At 32.7% G+C, this 19,063-nt stretch carries 18 protein-coding genes; 8 read left to right on the top strand and 10 right to left on the bottom strand.

Features of this window, described 5'->3' with window-relative positions; translation table 11 throughout:
* Positions 1–19: 19 nt before the first annotated feature.
* Positions 20–781 carry a MurR/RpiR family transcriptional regulator gene (locus SBL16_RS08710; RefSeq protein WP_037535884.1) on the bottom strand — a complete coding sequence of 254 codons (762 nt, stop codon included), beginning with the start codon at positions 779–781 and terminating at the stop codon, positions 20–22.
* Between the two features lie 190 nt (positions 782–971).
* Between SBL16_RS08710 and SBL16_RS08705 the strand changes: the two genes are divergently transcribed.
* Complete coding sequence (locus SBL16_RS08705; RefSeq protein WP_317953720.1) at positions 972–2,573, top strand: alpha-glucoside-specific PTS transporter subunit IIBC; 1,602 nt, start codon at positions 972–974, stop codon at positions 2,571–2,573.
* Between the two features lie 261 nt (positions 2,574–2,834).
* Here SBL16_RS08705 and SBL16_RS08700 read toward each other — a convergent pair whose 3' ends face one another.
* Positions 2,835–3,365, bottom strand: coding sequence for a hypothetical protein (locus SBL16_RS08700; RefSeq protein WP_107612201.1), 531 nt, complete (start codon positions 3,363–3,365; stop codon positions 2,835–2,837).
* A 310-nt stretch (positions 3,366–3,675) separates the two neighbouring features.
* Here SBL16_RS08700 and SBL16_RS08695 point away from each other — a divergent pair, with 310 nt between their 5' ends.
* Positions 3,676–4,320: an HAD family hydrolase gene (locus tag SBL16_RS08695; RefSeq protein ID WP_053016621.1), complete on the top strand. Its 645-nt coding sequence runs from the start codon at positions 3,676–3,678 to the stop codon at positions 4,318–4,320.
* Between the two features lie 4 nt (positions 4,321–4,324).
* Positions 4,325–4,516 (top strand): hypothetical protein, encoded by a 192-nt coding sequence (locus SBL16_RS08690; RefSeq protein ID WP_053016622.1) that lies wholly within the window; start codon positions 4,325–4,327, stop codon positions 4,514–4,516.
* A gap of 103 nt (positions 4,517–4,619) precedes the next feature.
* Here SBL16_RS08690 and SBL16_RS08685 read toward each other — a convergent pair whose 3' ends face one another.
* Together SBL16_RS08685 and SBL16_RS08680 are read right to left on the bottom strand one after the other, a co-directional pair.
* Entirely contained in the window at positions 4,620–4,811 is a 192-nt protein-coding gene (locus SBL16_RS08685; protein WP_011275061.1) for a hypothetical protein, read from the bottom strand.
* Positions 4,811–5,161, bottom strand: coding sequence for a hypothetical protein (locus SBL16_RS08680; protein WP_107612200.1), 351 nt, complete (start codon positions 5,159–5,161; stop codon positions 4,811–4,813). The genes SBL16_RS08685 and SBL16_RS08680 overlap by 1 nt, the downstream gene beginning before the upstream one ends.
* A 422-nt stretch (positions 5,162–5,583) precedes the next feature.
* Between SBL16_RS08680 and SBL16_RS08675 the strand changes: the two genes are divergently transcribed.
* Positions 5,584–6,972, top strand: a complete 1,389-nt coding sequence (locus tag SBL16_RS08675) for an amino acid permease (RefSeq protein WP_037535896.1) — start codon at positions 5,584–5,586, stop codon at positions 6,970–6,972.
* 234 nt (positions 6,973–7,206) lie between these two features.
* On the opposite strand, the gene SBL16_RS08670 is transcribed toward SBL16_RS08675, so the two are convergent.
* The 6 genes from SBL16_RS08670 to SBL16_RS08645 form a co-directional block, all read right to left on the bottom strand.
* Positions 7,207–8,079, bottom strand: a complete 873-nt coding sequence (locus tag SBL16_RS08670) for a MurR/RpiR family transcriptional regulator (RefSeq protein ID WP_107612199.1) — start codon at positions 8,077–8,079, stop codon at positions 7,207–7,209.
* The gene (locus SBL16_RS08665; protein WP_107612198.1) at positions 8,080–9,513 is read right to left on the bottom strand and encodes a PTS transporter subunit EIIC; all 1,434 of its coding nucleotides are present in this window, start codon (positions 9,511–9,513) and stop codon (positions 8,080–8,082) included.
* Between the two features lie 12 nt (positions 9,514–9,525).
* Positions 9,526–10,413 carry an N-acetylmuramic acid 6-phosphate etherase gene (gene murQ, locus SBL16_RS08660; protein ID WP_107612197.1) on the bottom strand — a complete coding sequence of 296 codons (888 nt, stop codon included), beginning with the start codon at positions 10,411–10,413 and terminating at the stop codon, positions 9,526–9,528.
* Positions 10,413–11,465 (bottom strand): MupG family TIM beta-alpha barrel fold protein, encoded by a 1,053-nt coding sequence (locus SBL16_RS08655; RefSeq protein ID WP_107612196.1) that lies wholly within the window; start codon positions 11,463–11,465, stop codon positions 10,413–10,415. Before SBL16_RS08655 ends, murQ begins: the two co-directional genes overlap by 1 nt.
* Before the next feature lie 211 nt (positions 11,466–11,676).
* Complete coding sequence (locus tag SBL16_RS08650) at positions 11,677–12,027, bottom strand: hypothetical protein (protein WP_107612195.1); 351 nt, start codon at positions 12,025–12,027, stop codon at positions 11,677–11,679.
* Positions 12,028–12,096: 69 nt separating this feature from the next.
* Positions 12,097–12,795, bottom strand: coding sequence for a helix-turn-helix transcriptional regulator (locus SBL16_RS08645; RefSeq protein ID WP_182703543.1), 699 nt, complete (start codon positions 12,793–12,795; stop codon positions 12,097–12,099).
* A gap of 389 nt (positions 12,796–13,184) precedes the next feature.
* Here SBL16_RS08645 and SBL16_RS08640 point away from each other — a divergent pair, with 389 nt between their 5' ends.
* The 4 genes from SBL16_RS08640 (at position 13,185) to SBL16_RS08625 (ending at position 18,789) form a co-directional block, all read left to right on the top strand.
* The gene (locus SBL16_RS08640; protein WP_411861525.1) at positions 13,185–13,976 is read left to right on the top strand and encodes an inositol monophosphatase family protein; all 792 of its coding nucleotides are present in this window, start codon (positions 13,185–13,187) and stop codon (positions 13,974–13,976) included.
* 110 nt (positions 13,977–14,086) lie between these two features.
* Entirely contained in the window at positions 14,087–15,034 is a 948-nt protein-coding gene (locus SBL16_RS08635; protein ID WP_049395577.1) for an LCP family protein, read from the top strand.
* A 327-nt stretch (positions 15,035–15,361) separates the two neighbouring features.
* Positions 15,362–18,316, top strand: coding sequence for a formate dehydrogenase subunit alpha (gene fdhF, locus SBL16_RS08630; protein WP_107612192.1), 2,955 nt, complete (start codon positions 15,362–15,364; stop codon positions 18,314–18,316).
* Complete coding sequence (locus SBL16_RS08625; RefSeq protein WP_037535920.1) at positions 18,316–18,789, top strand: DUF1641 domain-containing protein; 474 nt, start codon at positions 18,316–18,318, stop codon at positions 18,787–18,789. The genes fdhF and SBL16_RS08625 overlap by 1 nt, the downstream gene beginning before the upstream one ends.
* The last annotated feature ends 274 nt before the right edge of the window (positions 18,790–19,063 follow it).

Genomic DNA, 19,063 nt, shown 5'->3' with positions numbered 1-19,063 from the left:
TATTAAGTTGTGATAAAGATTAACTGAGTTCACCGTTATCTTTACGTTCATTATATTTTCTGAGTAATGTTTCAAAGAAGATATGATAACTAATAAAACTTGAGTAGTCTGTACCATCGTATAAATAGAAAGTATTACTTGATACATAAACGTTATAGCTCGCTTTTTGGGCTAATGAATTATCTTTCATTGTTGTAACTGAGATAAAATATTTTTGGCGTAATTGAAGTAGATTTGTAACGTCTGTGAGTTGGTGACTCTCACCAGATAGAGAAATAATAAAGAATAAATCTTCATCAATAGAACGATTCAGTACCATTTTTAACTCATGAACGTCATGTAACACGATAATATTTTTATGCATCGTTAATAATATTCGCTGAGCTTCGTCCGCAACATTTTTCTGTGCACGACCAGTACCATATAAGTAGACGGTAGACGCGTGGTTAAGTTTATCGGTAATCAAATTATAATCAATACGATCTAAATAGCTAAATGTTGTCTCTATTTCTTGTTTAAAAGCATCCATCGAATCTTTAGGTAGTTGACTTAAATGTTCACTTTCAAATTTTAAATAGGATTTAAAGTCACTATAACCATCAAATCCTAACTTTCGTGTGAATCTATGAATGGTAGCGTTAGATGCATGAGTATATTGTGAAAGTTCGTGTATCTTCAAAGTTTTACATTGATTTACGTGCGTGTTTACAAAGTGTGCAATTTGTAGGTCATTATCATTTAACTTGTCAAAATTGGCATTTACTTTTTCATCTAGTAGCACAAAGACACCTCTTATTCTTTCCTGAAAATATTTTCATGTATAGAAAACATAAACTGATTATACAAAATTATTTCAAAATCGGTCAACGTCATTGTATAAGTGTAAGCGTTTACTATAATAGATATTAAGAAAACGCTTTTATATGTACGATATATTTAAGTACAACATAGAAAGATTTGGGGGTTAAATTATGAACGCTATTAAACGTTTTGGGAGTGCAATGATTGTTCCCGTATTAATGTTTGCATTCTTTGGGATAGTATTAGGTTTTGCAACATTATTTAAAAATCCTACCATCATGGGTGGATTAGCAAATGATCATACATTTTGGTTTAAATTTTGGTCTGTAATTGAATCAGGTGGTTGGGTTATCTTCAATCATATGGAAATCGTATTTGTGGTTGGATTGCCTTTATCTCTAGCTAAGAAGGCCCCTGGTCATGCGGCTTTAGCTGCATTGATGGGCTATTTAATGTTTAATACCTTTATCAACGCTATTTTAACGCAATGGCCACATACATTTGGTGCTAATTTAGAAAAAGGTGTAGAAAATGTAACTGGATTAAAAGCGATTGCTGGTATTGAAACTTTAGATACTAATATTTTAGGTGGTATCATTATTTCTGCCATTGTGACATGGATACATAATCGTTTCTATAGTAAAAAATTACCAGAGATGTTAGGTGTATTCCAAGGTTTAACATTTGTTGTAACGATTTCATTCTTCGTTATGTTGCCAATAGCTGCAATTACTTGTGTCGTTTGGCCAACAATACAAAATGGTATTGAATCAATGCAACATTTCATTATCGCATCAGGCTACATCGGTGTTTGGTTGTATCATTTCTTAGAACGCGTGTTAATACCGACTGGTTTACATCACTTCATCTATGCACCAATTGAAGTAGGTCCGGTTGTTGCAAAAGACGGACTTAAAGCAGAGTGGTTTAGACATTTAAATGAATTTGCTGAAAGCAGTAAACCGTTAAAAGAACAATTCCATTATGGTTTCATGTTACAAGGTAACGGTAAAGTGTTTGGTGCTATCGGTATCGCATTAGCAATGTATTCTACAACACCTAAAGCCAATCGTAAAAAAGTTGCTGCGTTATTAGTACCAGCTACATTAACTGCGGTGGTTGTTGGTATTACTGAACCTTTAGAATTTACATTCTTATTTATCGCACCTTACTTATTTGTTATACATGCATTATTAGCAGCGACAATGGATACAATTATGTATGGTTTCGGTGTTGTTGGTAACATGGGCGGTGGATTGCTTGATTTCATCGCGACGAACTGGATTCCATTAGGACAAAATCATTGGCTAACTTATGTAGCTCAAGTTGTTATAGGATTGATCTTCTCAGGTATCTATTTCGTTGTATTCAGATATTTAATCTTGAAATTTGATATTCCATTACCAGGACGTCGAGCTGAAGAAGAAGTTAAATTATTCTCTAAAAAAGATTATAAAGAGAAAAAAGGCGATGGAAGTACTGATAATTCTGGATTCCAACCTAGCAATGAATATGAAGCGAAAGCACATTATTATTTAGAAGGATTAGGCGGAAAAGAAAATATTAAAGACGTTACTAATTGTACAACACGTTTACGTCTAACAGTTAATGATGAAACAAAAGTTGAAGATAGTGGATATTTCACTCATGAACAAATGGCGCACGGATTAGTTAAAAGCGGTAAAAATGTACAAGTCGTTGTTGAAATGACTGTACCCCAAGTACGTGAAGCATTTGAACATTTAGTTTTTGATGATAATGATAAAAAATAATTAATCAATTTAGCCAGTAAGTGAATTAGTATTTATTCATTTACTGGCTTTTAATATACAATGCTTAATATAATTAGTTAACTTGTCCAACTTAGCTTTATACTGATCACAACACCAGAAACTTTTGTTGGGTGTGATATTGCTTGAACAGAATTAAAAAATAGAGACGATACACTTGAAGAGTATCGTCTCTGTTCTATAAGCTAGTGTAAATTAGCTATATAACTTATAATATTTTTTAATACAATCTCACGAATTTTACTAAGATATATTTGCTTTATGCATCGCACGTGTTTTATAAGATGCTGAAAGAATATCAATATTTCTACATGCAATAGTTTGTAGTAATTTACTAAACGTTTCAGGTGCACAACATACGCTTGCAAAGTTGTTATTTAAAGTATATTTAATTTCATAATTATTTGAGAAATAAGTCATAATATCAATGACTTTATCTTTTATGAATGCATCTTGGAGGCCATCAATTGCTAAGTCGAAACGTTTAGAAGCTTGATATGTTTGTTCAGTATCTAATAGCGTATTTAATCGTTTAGGAGATAAAATCTGATAAATTGAAAATTGGTAAAAACTTAAAAAACTAATGAAATATGGAAGTTGTTGCTTAGGTAAGCTAACTTCTAAAACTGGTATATCGTCGTGTTTGATTATTGAATATTGAAATGAATCGCAAAATTTAACGTCTTTACAGACTTTGATTAAATGTTTTCGAGTTGATCTAGATTTTAAACCTACAATGTTGATAATGTAAGTTTCAAATTTGTCTAACAACATGCAATGACCTCCTATATTTATTTAACGTATGTAAAAAGCATTTAGCTTTAATGTTCCCTAATAAAGCACACCGTTCTTTTATACACACTGATTGTATCACTCTTTTTTGATATTATCACTAGGACTTTTGAATGAACTTCGATTTAATTATTTTGTAATACAAACGTAACGATAATTAACATGAAATCAATATGAAAATGTTGATCGTTTATTAGTTAAAATGTGTTTGGTAATTTCATTAGTGAAGTGTGAAAATCAAATATTCATATGATAAAATTAGCAATATTGTAGTTATTAAAGGAGCAAACTTATGTATAAAGCTGTAGTATTTGATTTCGACGGTACAATTATAGATACAGAAAAACACCTATACGACATTATTAACAAACATCTTGCCTTTCATGGTGTGAAGCCTGTTTCTCTGGAGTTTTATCGAAGCCATATAGGGGGACACGCTCAAGGGTTACATGATTATATTGAGCAACAGATTGGTTTAGAAAAGAAACAAAAAATATATGATGAGCATAATGATACCAGCCATGAACTCGACATTATTGATACAGTTTCTTCATTAATGAAATATTTGAAACAACGACACATACCTATGGCGATTGCAACAAGTAGTTATAGAGAAGAAATTATGCCTACGATAAATGCGTTGGGTATCAATGAGTATGTCGATGTTATTGTTGGAAGAGAAGATGTCGAAGCGGTTAAACCTGATCCAGAACTTTATCTAACAGCTGTTCAACGTTTAAATTATTCACCAGCCCATTGCTTAGCCATAGAGGATTCAGCTAATGGAGCAACAGGTGCTATGAATGCTGGATTGGATGTAATAATTAATACTAACGAGATGACAGAAGCACAAGATTTTTCGACTATAAATTTTGTAGGTAAAGATTTAAGCTTTGAGGAAATTAAAAATCATTTCTTTGAGCTAAAAAAGGAGTAAACATATGTCGTGGCAAGTTATCCTATTCTTTTTAGCAGGTCCTATTATAATCGGCATAGGAAATCTAGTATTAGGTCCAATATTTAGTAAACATATACCATTTAAAGTTCAAATGCGTTCTTTCTTAGTTGGAACAATGATTTATTTACTTTTAGCTACAATCGGTTATTACTTATTATTACAAGGAAGAATATAGATTACGTAGTATAGTTTAAAAAAGAGATGGAAAAGGGTAGGAACATTGAATGATGTTCCACTGCCATTCCATCTTTTTTTTAATGACTGAAAATCATATGAGTTTAGTTAATAAATAATTTTAGTATGATTGTAACAACTAATAATACGATTAGGATTAAATCAATACCTACCATAATTGTAAAACGGGTTGATTTCTGTCCTTGCGATTTAGCTTGTTGCATCGCTTTGTAATTCGGCACTAAACTAAGAATAAGTAAGACAATAATTAATATAATTCCTATTGTGACAGACATTAATTTGTACCTCCATTTCGTTTGTCAATCCATTCCCAAATAAAACCGGCTGCTAGGCCAATGATAAGCCCTGCAATAATTCCAATTTCAAGCGTAAAAAAGATTCCACCTATAATTAAGCAAACAATTAAAGAGAGGGGTAACGTAATACCAAATTTAAGTTTGCGTTCATCTGAATTGAAAATCGTAAATATAGCTAAATATAATAAGAAAAATGTTAGAGTTGCGATAATCGTTCTTATTATTAGCGGATAAACTGTATCATGCTTGGCACTGAAATAATTTAATAGGAAGAAGACAATGCCAAATATTATAGAAATTTTAACGCTCTTTTTTAATAATGACTGCATTCATTAATTCTCCTTTTACCTAACAGTAAAAATCTATCAAAAGTATATCACACTCTAAATCGATTTTTTACGAAACACTAAGCAATACATTTCTATCGAACTGATTATATGCAATAGTATAAAATGATTTTTATTTATAAAAGTGAAATATTCCAATAAAAAATATTGTAAAAAGTAACTCATTTTTATTAATGAAAACGTTGTAAAATCAACGTTTTTTAAAATTTGAAAAGAGTAATCATAACAGTAATGGAAGCGATTTCAAAAATTTGTAAAATTTATGTTTTAATTTTGTCAAATTATAGTATAATAACTTCATTAAGGTAAAGGAACTTTTAAGGGAAAAGAAGGAAAGCAAAAGAGGGTTTTCTGAAAGACAAAAGTATTCGAACCTTAGATTTAATAGAGATGGGGTTATTTTAATGGATAACAATGAATTACATAGGGGGCTAAGTGCACGTCAGATTAGAATGATCGCACTTGGCGGTACTATCGGTGTTGGTTTATTTATGGGAGCAACTAGTACAATTAAATGGACTGGTCCATCAGTTATTTTTGCGTACTTAATTGCAGGTATCTTTTTATTCTTAATCATGAGAGCAATGGGAGAAATGATTTATTTAAATCCAACTACTGGATCTTTCGCAACATTTGCAAGTGATTACATTCACCCTGCTGCAGGTTATATGACGGCATGGAGTAATATATTCCAATGGATTGTAGTAGGTATGAGTGAAGTTATTGCAGTCGGTGAATATATGAACTATTGGTTCCCGAACTTACCTCAATGGATTCCTGGTGTGGTTGCAGTACTATTATTACTAGCAGCTAACTTGACTTCAGTAAAAGCGTTCGGTGAATTTGAATTCTGGTTTGCAATGATTAAGGTTGTAACGATTGTATTAATGATCATTGCAGGTTTCGGTTTAATCTTCTTCGGTATTGGTAATGGTGGCCATGCGATTGGTATCTCTAATTTATGGTCTCATGGTGGATTTATGCCAAATGGATTTGTAGGTTTCTTCTTTGCATTATCAATTGTTATTGGTTCTTACCAAGGTGTAGAATTAATTGGTATTACTGCTGGTGAAACTAAAGATCCACAGAAAAATATCAAAAGTGCGGTAAATGGTGTTATCTGGCGTATTTTGATTTTCTACATTGGAGCGATTTTCGTAATTGTTTCTATCTATCCTTGGAACCAATTAGGTGAAATCGGAAGTCCATTCGTAGCTACATTTGCAAAAATTGGTATCACATTTGCTGCAGGATTAATTAACTTCGTTGTATTAACAGCAGCATTATCTGGATGTAACTCAGGTATCTTTAGTGCAAGTCGTATGATTTTTACATTAGCACAAAAAGGTCAAATGCCTAAAATCTTTACAAGAGTAATGAAAAATGGTGTACCATTCTACCCAGTATTAGCCATTGCTTTAGGTATCTTAGTTGGTGCATTATTAAACGTTATTCTTCCTTTATTCATTAAAGGTGCAGATAGTATTTTCGTATATGTTTATAGTGCATCTATTTTACCGGGTATGATTCCTTGGTTTATGATTTTAATTAGTCATATTCGATTCAGAAAATTACATCCTGAAAAAGTTGAAGGACATCCATTTAAGATGCCTGGCGGTACATTTGCAAGTGCAATTACGATTTTATTCTTATTAGTCGTATTAGTAGGAATGTTATTTAACAAAGAAACAGTTGTTTCTGTAGTGATTGGTATTATCTTCTTAGCTGCGGTAACTGTATACTACTTCGTTCGCGGACATCATAAAAATGATGGATTCCGAAAAGTTAAATAGAATACTAAATAAATCATATTATAAATAATCAACACATTATTCAAACTAAACTAAGGCACAAAGTACTTAGATTCATGTTTAAAAGAGGTTGAGACAATAACGTTGTCTCAACCTCTTTTTGTGATAGTTTTTACTTAATAGCAGAATAACTGTGAATAACTTAGGTTAAAAGAAGAATAATAAACTTTGTTCATATTCATACCTTCTATATGTCTTGAATTTTTAATAGGAATCTTAATGTTTAAATTCCACATTAGATAGGTATTTTCGATAATTATCAAGAGCCATTTTAGATTGTGTGATGAAGTCTAATGACGATTCATAGTTTAGTGCGATATAACGATAGAAAAGAACATCAATGGTAAACATTTGCGCAAATAAAGAAGTTGTCGCACCCATACGTAATTCATTTTCGTCTGAATGTCCATATGTCAGAACAATGTCAGAATGCTGAGCTACGTGATTATGCTCTGAACTTGAAATTGTAATAACAGGGATATTATAATCCGACACAACTTTAACCATTGCACGAAGTTCACTTTGATCGCCATTATTAGATATAAATACAACGCAATCTTCTTTATCATGCGTAGACAACATGGTTGTGAATAAATGAGTTTCTTGAACGAGTTGGACATTGAGGCCAATTCGAGATAATTTTTGATATAAATCTGTCGCACAGACATACGATGCACCATAACCAAAGATAAAGATGTTATTTGCACGTTTAAAATGTTGGCATATGTTATCAATCGTTGTGTTATCTGCAAATGTAGAACTTTTTTGAAGTGCTTCTTCTGCACGATGATAAAGTTTCTTTTTTAAAGTATCTACCGATTCATTGTTAAGCAATTCTATCTTATAAGGTGTTTGTTGTTTTGGAAATAACATCGCAAGTTGTGATCTAACTTCATGAAAACTTTGATTGATCAATTTTTGGCTATATCGATTTAACGTTGAAACACTCATTTCAAGTTCTTTAGCAATCTCTTGATTCGACATGCTAATAACTTTATGTGGTGAGTTTAATATAAATCGTGATAATTTCTTTTCATTTTTAGAAAATGAAGCATAATTTTCGTCGATTAAATGTAAAATGTTTGTCATCTAATCACCTAGTTTGTTTAAGTTTCTCATTTCTTTAGTCGTACCGAAGAAGTATGTGAAAATAAAGCCAGCTAGGTACGCAGATAATAACCCTATGATGTAACCTAAATATTTTTGATGGGCAATTAACGGTAATAATGAAATACCACTAGGTCCGATAGCAGTGGCACCTATATGACCAATGCCACCTATAACTGCGCCACCGATTCCACCACCAAGACATGCTGTGATGAATGGGCGACCTAACGGCAAGGTAACACCATAAATAAGTGGTTCTCCAATTCCTAAAAATCCGACTGGTAACGCACCCTTAATTGCATTTCTTAAAGTAGTATTGTTTTTACATCTTACCCATAGTGCTAATGCAGCCCCAACCTGACCTGCACCAGCCATAGCGGCAATAGGTAACAAATATGTTGCACCTGACTGATTTATTAATTCAATGTGTATTGGGGTGAAAATATGATGCAATCCTAACATAACTAGTGGTAAGAAAAATGCACCTATAATAAACCCACTAAATATACCACCTACACCAATTACCCAATTCACTACGCCTACTAATCCATCAGAAATAAATCCAGCTATAGGCATAAAGAAGAATATGGTTAGTAATCCTATGATAAGTAGTGAAATTGTTGGTGTTACAATAATATCTATAGCATTGGGAACTATTTTATGTAGTTTTTTCTCAATTATACTTAATAACCATACCGCTAAGATCACTCCTATAATGCCACCTTGACCAGCTATTAATGGTTCGCCAGTAAATACATTTTTAATTGGATTATCTTCAGTAATACCTGTTAATAAAGTCGTACCCCCAATGACACCACCTAAACCTGGTGTTGCACCGAATACTTTTGCTGCATTAAAACCAGTGAAAATAGCTAAATAGGCTAACATGCCATCTTTAATGACATTTAATACGGCCACAAGTTGTTTTACCCAATCAGCTGAAATAGTACCAGCAGTTATAAAGTTATTCAATACAGCTGCAATACCACCAATAAGTCCAGCTCCTATAAATGCGGGTATGAGAGGTATGAAAATATTAGCAATTGACTTTAAAATTGTATTCATTTTACTTTGTTTACGCTTTTGTTGGAATTCACGTTTATTTTGATGTGCTTGATTTTTAATATTTGACGTGTTACTTAGATGGGGGATATCTTCACCTAATTGAACACCACTTAGCTTTACCATTTCTGCGGATACTTTATTTACCGTTCCAGGTCCGACTACAATTTGAAGTCGTTCATCTTGTACGACTCCGAGCACGCCTTCTATGTTTTTAAGTTTAGGATAATCAACTTGTGTCTCATCGTTAATTTTTAAGCGCACACGTGTCATACAATGGATAATATTATCCACATTATCAATGCCACCAACCGCATCTAAGATGTGATGGGCCAATTGTTGATCCTTATTCATATCGCTGCCTCCTTAAGATTGAATTGCTTTTTTTACAATGCCATTATTATTTACGAGTCTTGATTGAGCATCGCTCTTAGTTGTGTTACATAAATTCATAACGATTGCAATTTTAATATCATTGTCGGCTTTTATATAGAGTTCTTGAGCTTCTTCAAAAGTTAAGCCACAAATCTCTTCGATAATATGTATGGAACGCTGTTCAAGTTTATAATTTGTCGCTTTTAAATCGACCATCAAGTTATCATAAACTTTACCAACACCAATCATAGTCATTGTTGAAATCATATTAAGCACAAGCTTTTGAGCGGTACCTGACTTTAAGCGAGTAGATCCTGCTAATACTTCTGGACCAACATTGACTTCAAGTGCATGGGAAGCGACAGTACTAATGTCACTATTCGTATTGCAAGAGAGAGCAACAGTCGGTGCACTTATTTCATTCGCGTATATTAATGCCCCTTTAACATAAGGCGTGCGACCACTTGCTGAAATACCAATAACGACATCTTTTTCATTTAAATGGATTGCTTTCAAATCAGTCATTCCCATTTCATAGTTATCTTCAGCACCTTCAATCGCTTCAGTCATAGCTTGTTGCCCTCCAGCAATTAAGCCAATTACTTCATTAGGATGCGTATTGAAAGTTGGAACACATTCAGCTGCATCTAATACACCTAAACGACCACTTGTACCAGCTCCTATATATATTAGACGTCCACCATCTCGAAAGCGCGTAATTGTTTGTTCGATTACTCTGTTTAACTGGGGTAAAATAGGTTCAATTGCTTTAGCTACTAGTTGATCTTCTTTATTCATTGTTTTTAAAGCTTCTAAAATCGACATCTCATCTAAATGCATTGTTTGTGTGTTTCTGCTTTCAGTAGTTAAATGTTCCATTAGCGTTTCTCCTTTTCAGTAATAAATTCAAATGTGTCACCAGGTTGTATTAAATCAATAACGACTTTATCTTCATCACATATCGTTGCTACATGATTAATCGCCTTATGATTAGGCAAATCTGCTTTAATCACTTGTAGCTCACCTTCGTAACGTTGATTAAGTGAATTATCAACCGTGACGTCTCCCTTATAGCGATAATGATTGAAGTTATTGATTGGAGGAATATTTACTTTTGTTAATCTAGAATACTTGGAGCGTATTACATTCTCAGGTGCATCCAAACGAGATGTATGTTGTTTGAAAATGAGTTGTTCATATGATTTATCAAAATAAGATAGACGAAGTTTGAAATGACGGTGATAAATCATCTGCTGTAATGCAACTGCTTCTGCATAGTTGATTGCAGTATCACCAATAAGAATATAATCCAAGTTATATTTTAATAGTGAATGTGCAGATTGAAGTAATGTCATGTGTCTATGTTGTTCAATGGTAGGAAGTCCTTTATACAATGGACCTCTCAATGTAGTTCCAGGAATAAAAGCCATTATTGAGGCATGTTCATCATATTTTCTAATGAGGTTATTTCGTTGTTCAAAAAGGTTTAAAGCTAAACCTGTATCAGGTCTAGGATAATAGTTATGACAAAAATAGACTTTAGGTAATGATTTTTGATTATAAAGTGTATCCAAAATTTCAGTAGTGATAGTACTGGCATTTAGACAACACTGTAAATTATGATGAAACAAATCTGCAATTAAATCATAATTAAAATGATCATCAATTCTAATAACAAAGTCTCCATTAGAAAATTGATTGAAAAAACGATAAACATTCTGATTCAGTAATGATGGATTTATATCAATAATGTAGGTTACCGATTCATCTTTTAGCAATTGGCATAATTCTCCCAAATATGTCAATTTAGTTTGATCGTTTTCCTCAGGTATTTGTAGTGATGTGAAAATAACGTCGTAACCGAGATCAACCATATTTAATATGTATGATTTGTTTAATGGTTGACCTAAATAGACTGAGAAACCTAGCATATGAATCCTCCTAATTACTGTAATCACTTACAATTATAGCGTTTCACGTTTTTTATTACAATTTACATATATATTATATAATTTTTATAATTAATTGCTTGAGCGACTTGGATAATTAGTTAAATTGAAGGAGGTAGTTGAGGCGTTTATTACGCTATTAAAAAATCAAGGATTGGATATTGAAATTGCAAATGTGATATACGAGGTTCATTTACTTATATTCATTTAACAAATAAACTAATGTTTGGTGCAATTGGTCTTGACGTTGTTGTAAATCAACTAATATCGTCCCTTGATGGAATTTGTGTAGTGGTTTTAATGATAGATCATTTAGTAATTTAAAAAAGAAGTGATCTGATTCCATAGAGGATTTAGAGTCAAAGTTATTAGTACTGTTTTGAAGGGTTAACGATAAATTGTCAGTAAAATTTTTAATGGATGTGTTATACGCTTCTATTTCTCGATTTAAAAATCGATTGTCCATTAAATAGTAATATCTTATTTTTTCAACGTGAGTGAGTAAAATTATGAGTTGTTGACGCATTAATGTGGATTGAAGCATATTCAATGCAACTCCTTGAAAATATTAAATTGTAGAAGAGGTATGAATGAGGAGAACCAATCGAGAAAATTATTCATTCGTCTCAATTGGATTTAAAAATTGGGTATAATTATCAATGGATATGTCATAAGTTTTAATGGTCTTTTCAAAGGAATAAGAAATGTCATAAATATCAAGAACTGGTAATTCTCTTGTTCTTCCTAAACCGATTTCATAAATAATTGATAGCCACTCACCATTACGACATAGTAAACCAATGAATATGACATTCTCAGCAATAGTCTCTTGATTATCAATAAAGTCTATCAACATAACATTTCGTTCAGAACTAAAAATTAAAATGTCTGCAAATAAATGGGGTAATGTTATTTGTTCTGTATCTTCAAACTTAATTAAGTTAGTCATTTGGTTTAGTGATTTACGAACACGAGTATTAGGAATATTGATAATCTGATTAATGATAGATTGAATCTCGTTAGTGTATGGTAATGTTGAATAGGATTGGCTTTCTATTAAGGTAAGATACAGAGATAATAGTTGCTGTTCAGTAAAATTTAGTTTTATTTTATCTTCAGATTTTTGAATCTGATATCCACCATTTTTGCCTTTATGAGCATATATTTGAACACCTTGATTTTCTAAATCGACAATGTCACGACTAATTGTACGAACAGAAACATTTAAGTGTTGCGCCAATTCAGATGCATTAATTGTATGACCTTGTTGTATTAATGAAATAATTTGATTCTGGCGATCTAATTTCTTCAACATAAACACCACCTATAACCATTACATATTACATTAATTATAACATAACACTGCGTATGAAGACATTTTCATTACTTTAGTAGATTATGCGTGTAAAATTAAACATTTTTTTATTAGGAAAACGCTTACAAAATTAAATGTTTTATGCTATTATAATATTTGTAACAGGGGAGAACGAGTTCAAACAAAGGGGTAGAAGCTATATAACAGATAGCTTGTTGTGAATCGTTCAAGTTACATCGAAACATCTTCAATATTTATTACTTACTTTCCTTTCTATTTGTCGGCTAGCAGATGACTAGCCGATTTTTTTGTGTCTTCATTTAAAAATTCCTATGACAAATATGAGCAGTAAGATACAATAAAGTGAAATAGATAGTTGAGGTGAAATCATGCAAAACAAACTTCATAATATAGATGCGCATATCATGGATTGGTTAAAACATCTCGATGATGTTATCCCCAATTTGATAACAGATCTGATTACTGATACTAAAATAAATCGATTTGATTTAGTTACAAATGTAGATAAACAACTTCAAAATAAGTTTGAAGCGTATTTAGCTGAACACTTTCCAAGTCACCAATTATTAGGTGAAGAAAAAGATAATAGCATGATTCGGCCATATGAGGGACATTTATGGATTATGGATCCAATTGACGGTACAGCTAATTTAGTAAAACAGCAAGAAGACTATTGTATTATCATCGCATATTTTGTTGATGGCGAACCTAAACTTTCTTATATATATGATTATCCTCACGATAAATTATATAAAGCAATAGCGGGTGAAGGTGCATTTGTTAATGGGCAACAATTGGTGCCACCTAATGAATTAAAATTGCAAGACGCCATTATCTCTTTTGGGACTCAATATATAAATGATGATACAAGAAAAGCATTATACGATGCTTCGTTCAGTGTGAGAAATATTGGTTCATGTGGTTTAGATTCAGTAAGAGTGATTAAAGGACAATTTGGTGCACATATTAATACAAACCCAAAGCCATGGGACATTGCAGCGCAATTTTTATTTGCGAAAGAATTAAATTTGAAAATGAGTCAATTAAATGGCGAACCGTTAGACTTTGCTAAGAGTGGACCATTCATTATTAGTAATCACGGATGTTACAAAGATATACTAGCAATTATTAATCGGAATGGCGGGTATCATATTTAATAATATTGATAGCTGTTTTATGAAAAGTTACTTCTTAAGACGTATAGAAAGTTAATCATTTTAATATATAATAATTATATTAATTCATAAAACAGAATAGGAGTGGTAGGATGCGTAGAACGCATAGACGAATGAGCCTGCCCGTTAAAATAATTACATGGTTTATAGGAATATTAGTTGTTTTAGCAATAGTTGCGTCAATTTTTGTAGTAGCTAGTATTTTTATTACAAGTGGTAAGATTCATAATCCTCTAAACAGACAACATTCAGAATTGAGAACGAAAAATGTAAGTTTGTCAAATGGTGATCCATTTACTATTGCATTATTTGGTGTAGACTCAAATGCTCAACGTAAAAGTGAGAATGACGGTGAAAGAAGTGACACAATTATGCTTCTTTCTATTAACCCTAAGAAACAAACTACAGAAATTGTAAGTGTACCTCGTGATACACAAGCTGAAATTGTAGGTAAAGGCACGACTGAGAAGATTAATCATGCATATGCTTATGGTGGACCAACGATGGCTGTTAAATCATTAGAAAAATTAATGAATGTTCCTATTGATCATTATGCAACAGTTGATATGGATGGGTTACATGATATGATTGATGCTTTGGGCGGTGTGAATGTTACTAGTAATGATACTTTCACCACTAAAGGAACTAACTTTGTAAAAGGTCAATCAACTCATGTGGATGGAGATACTGCAATGGCCTTCATACGTAGTCGTAAAGAGGAAGGTGCTGGAGGAGATTTTGGTCGTCAAGAACGACAACAACTTATCCTTCAAGCAATGGCTAATAAGATGACAAGTACTTCGGCGCTCACGCATTTCCCATCATTAATTAATCAGATCCAGAAAAATGTTAAAACCGATTTAACATTGAATGACATGAATGATATTAGAAAGAATTATAAAAATGCTAATACAACTGTAAACCGACATCAATTAGAAGGTCAGGGTGGTATTCAAGACGATGGATTGTGGTATTTCATACCTAATGACGATTCAAAACAAAGTGCCACAGAAATATTGAATAATAATTTACAAAATTAAATTTTTAATGCAATAGACGTTTTTACTTTAGCAGTTAATACTAGGAAATTTATAGAGGTAGGACAATGAGTGAGAAATCATTTCAGTCCTATCTCTATTTTTTATTTTTAAATTGTATCTGCATTAAAGTTAGTTTTTTTAACATTTGAAACACAATGTATATTTAATTCTTTTAAAATTGCAAAAATTTATGAAACGCTTAACATTTAATGAAATAAGTAATATAATTAAAGTAATTCTATGTTCAATATATGTGGGGTATTGAAATGGAATAGTTAAGTAGCCAAAGTCATTTTACGGAAAATTTATATAGATGGGGTGGAAAGTATGCAAGAACATTTAATCGTCACGCTTGATGGCACTGATTATCTTGTAGAACCTGGAACAAGTTTACTCGAGTTTATAAAATCTCGTGATACTTTCGTACCTTCAATTTGTTATAACGAATCAATGGGACCAATTCAAACATGTGATACATGTATGGTTGAAATTGATGGCAAAATTGAACGTGCGTGTAGTACTGTTGTAGATCGACCTATGACAGTTAATACTCAGAATAGTGATGTTAAAGTTAGCCAAAAGGAAGCTTTAGATCGCATTTTAGAAAAACATATGCTGTATTGTACAGTATGTGATTATAATAACGGTGATTGTGAAATACATAACGCTATGGACGCATGGGGATTAGAAGAACAATCATACGAATACAAAACGAAACCATATGAAAAAGACTATGGTCCATTCTATCGATATGACCCAGACCAATGTATTCTTTGTGGTCGTTGTGTAGAAGCGTGTCAGGATATCGAAGTAAATGAAACAATTTCAATTGATTGGAATCGTGAGCATCCTAGAGTTATCTGGGATAATGATGTTCCTATTAATGAATCATCATGTGTATCGTGTGGACAATGTGCAACTGTATGTCCTTGTAATGCCATGATGGAAGTGAATATGGAAGGTAATGCTGGTTACATGACAGATACTGAACCAGGTTCACTTGCTGCAATGATTGATTTAACTAAAAAGGCTGAACCAGGTGATGGATTACTATTTGCAGTTTCTGATTCAGAAGCGGAAATGCGTAAAGAACGCATTAAGAAAACGAAAACAGTTTGTACATATTGTGGTGTAGGTTGTTCATTTGATGTATGGACTAAAGACAGAGAAGTGCTTAAAGTTCAACCATCACATGATTCTCCTGCAAACAAAATTGCTACATGTGTTAAAGGTAAATTCTCTTGGGGTCACATTAACTCAGACCAACGTTTAACGAAACCACTTGTTAGAAAAGATGGAGAATTCCATGAAGTTGAATGGGATGAAGCTTTAGATGTTATTGAAACTAACTTTAAGCGAATCAAAAATGAATATGGTGGCGATCATTTAGCATTTATCGCATCTTCTAAAGGTACTAATGAAGAATCATATTTAATGCAAAAACTTTCACGACAAGTCTTTGGATCTAACAACGTTGATAACTGTTCAAGATATTGCCAAGCACCAGCAACGAAAGGTCTATTTAGAACTGTAGGTCACGGTGGTGACTCTGGTTCAATTGAAGACCTTGAGAGAGCGGCTATGACTGTTCTAATCGGTACAAACACAGCTGAAGCGCATCCAGTTATTGCATCTAGAATGAAACGTGCACAAAAGTTATTCGGGCAAAAGATGCATGTATTCGATATTAGAAAACATGAAATGGCTGAACGTGCAGATGCATTCTATCAACCTAAGCCAGGAACAGATTTAGTTTGGTTAGGTGCAGCTACTAAATATATCATTGACAACGATTTACACGATAAAGCTTTCTTGAATGATTGGGTCGATAATTATGAGGATTACTATAAATCACTAGAATTGTTCACTATGGATTTTGCTGAAGAAACAACAGGTATTCCTAAAGAACAAATCATTAGTTTTGCAGAAGAAGCTGCAAAAGCTGAATCAATGTCAATTTGTTGGGCAATGGGTGTTACACAACAAGATATCGGTAGTGATACAAGTACAGCTATCTCAAACTTATTGCTCGTGACAGGTAACTATAGAAAACCAGGTTCAGGTGCTTATCCATTACGTGGTCACAATAACGTACAAGGTGCAAGTGATATGGGAAGTATGCCAGATCAATTCCCAGGTTATCAAAAAGTAGCTGATGATGAAGTGAGAGCAAAATTTGAAAAAGAATATGGTGTAGAATTAAATCCAACACCTGGACGCGATAATCACCAAATGATGGAAGGTATCCATAATGGAGATATTCAGTCATTATACTTATACGGTGAAGATACAGGTATTGTTGATTCTAATATTAATTTTGTTCAATCTGCTTTAGAAAAAGTAGACTTCTTAGTTGTTCAAGATGAGTTCCTAACTTTCACAGCAACATATGCAGATGTCGTCTTACCAGCTAGTCCATCATTAGAAAAAGATGGTACATTCACGAATACAGAACGCCGAATTCAACGTATTAATAAAGCATTACAACCGCTAGGCGATTCTAAACCAGACTGGGAAATCTTCCAATTAATCGCACAACGCATGGGCGTAGATTGGAATTACAAACATCCAAGTGAAATCATGGATGAAATTGCACGATTAACACCATCATATTCAGGTGTAAATTATGAACGATTACAAGGTTTCAATAGTCTTCAATGGCCTGTAGCACCAGATGGTACAGACCAGCCAACATTATATATGGATGGCTTTAACTTTGAAAATGGTCGTGCTAAGTTATTCCCATTAACATTTGACAATTTCTTTAAAGAAGATGAAGTTTATGACCTACATGTAAATAACGGTCGTTTACTAGAGCATTTCCATGAAGGTAATATGACTTATCAAACTGAAATGATTAAGTATAAAGTGCCAAATGCATTTGTAGAAATTTCTCCAGAGCTAGCTAAAGATCGTGATATTCATGAAGGCGCAGAATTACGATTGATTTCAGAAACGGGTGAAGCAACATTAATTGCAACAGTAACTGATCGAGTTAAAGGCAGAGAAATTTATATTCCTTTAAATAATGATGCTATGTCAAATGGTGATTTAGGTGCTATCAATAAATTAACTAATAGTGATGTAGATAAATATACAGATACACCATCTTATAAACGAACAAGTTGTCGTATGGAAGTATTGACCCGTAAAGGTAAATCACCATTAAATCCAACAAACTTCCGTGTCGATAAACAACGTAACCCGCAGTATAGTGTCCAAGTACAGAAAAAATGGGAACGTCCTGACTATGTTTTCCCAGGAAATGTGGTGGATAAATAATGGCTGAAAGAATAACTAAAATTAAACGTTTAGAGAAATCAGAAGAACAAATTAAAATCGAGAGTATCAATGAAGTAACAGATGCTATTGCAGAAAATAAAGATAGTATTTTAAAAGCAATACGTTTAGTAAAAGCATTAGATGAAGCTAAAATTCTTGATTTAATGAACGGTGGCATTAGAGGACGTCAAGTCATTATCAATAAATTTATGACAGAACTTAACAAAGATTTATATGCGGGTCTAATTACAAATTTAGCACCAATGGTCTTTATGTTAGGTGAGCTTAATGTTCAAGAGTTAAGCCAATTCTTAAATAAATTAAATAAAGGATTGCACGTTGCAAATCAAGCAAATCCTAATGCTAAAACAAGTATTCGTAGTCTAATGGGCGTACTCAAAGACGATGATATGAATCGCAGCTTAACTTATATGCTTAATTTACTTAAAGGGATGTCTAGAGAAGATAAATAATACATTAATGTATAAAGAGATTGGTACAAATTAAATAATCAAAGACTACAAAGTAAATATGCAGTAGATGACTGAATTGAGAAGGCACTTATTCTAAACTTACTTAGTTCAAGTCATCCTTAGGGGTGGGATAATGAATTCAAATCGAATTCTGTCTCGCTCCTTTCTTTCATTATTTAATAAGATTTATACGTACTTTCTACATAAATTATGGTAAGGTGTAGTATATATTATTACTAAAGAAGGGGTGAGAACAATTCATCCAAACGCGATT

Source organism: Staphylococcus sp. NWU MK-U1, from assembly GCF_033283505.1.
GTDB lineage: Bacteria > Bacillota > Bacilli > Staphylococcales > Staphylococcaceae > Staphylococcus > Staphylococcus haemolyticus.
This window is presented reverse-complemented; position numbering and strand designations above follow the sequence as displayed.